Source organism: Brachyspira pilosicoli (assembly GCF_008016535.1).
GTDB lineage: Bacteria > Spirochaetota > Brachyspiria > Brachyspirales > Brachyspiraceae > Brachyspira > Brachyspira pilosicoli_A.
On sequence record NZ_SAXY01000096.1, the window covers coordinates 1 to 931 of the forward strand.

The 931-nt window shown below is 30.3% G+C and carries 1 protein-coding gene; it reads left to right on the forward strand.

Annotated elements, in window-relative coordinates; genetic code table 11:
* Positions 1 to 931: DNA methyltransferase (locus EPJ72_RS12870; protein ID WP_147732505.1), on the forward strand; the 931-nt coding region annotated here is incomplete at both ends.

A 931-nucleotide genomic window follows, 5' to 3' on the forward strand; every position in this document is an offset into this window, starting at 1 on the left:
GGAATATGGCTTCATCAATTATTTGAAGTGCTTGATACAAAAATAGAAGAGAGACAAACTAATTTAGATGAAACATTAAAAGAGTTTCCTTATATTAATGGGTCTTTATTTGAAAATGCAGTTAAGATACCTTCGTTTGATAAAGAGATGAGAAGTGCTTTGCTTGAATGCTGTTATTTTGATTGGAGCAATATATCTCCTGCTGTATTCGGTTCGCTTTTTCAATGTGTTGCTGATAAGGAAAAGAGAAGAAGTTTTGGGGAACATTATACAAGCGAAAAAAATATAATGAAAACTATAAGTGCATTATTTTTAGATGAATTAAGAGAAGAGTTTGAAAAAGTAAAGACAAATAAAAACAAATTAAAAGAGCTGCATCAAAAAATATCAGCATTAAAATTTTTAGACCCTGCCTGCGGATGCGGAAACTTTTTGATTATAGCGTACAGAGAAATAAGACAATTAGAAATAGATATATTAACAGAGATTCATAAAGAGGATTTAAAAGACGGAATATTGTATATAGATATTTCAAATTTATCTTTGATAGATGTTGATAATTTTTACGGCATAGAGATAAATGAATTTCCTGCTAAGATTGCTGAAGTTGCTTTATGGCTTATGGACCATTTGATGAATTTAAAACTATCTGTAAAGTTTGGAAGGGCATTTGAAAGAATACCATTAAAAAAATCGGCAGTTATAAAAAATGAAAATGCCTTAATGGTTGATTGGAAAAATATAATAGATGTAAAAGAGCTTTCGTATATACTCGGCAATCCTCCTTTTGTGGGTGCTAGAATGAAAAGCAAAGAGCAAAGCGAGGAGATGAAAAGAGTATTTAATAATATGAAAGGGTATGGGGATTTAGATTATGTAAGTGCTTGGTATAAAAAGTCGGCAGAGTTTATAAAGGGTACAAAAATAAAAG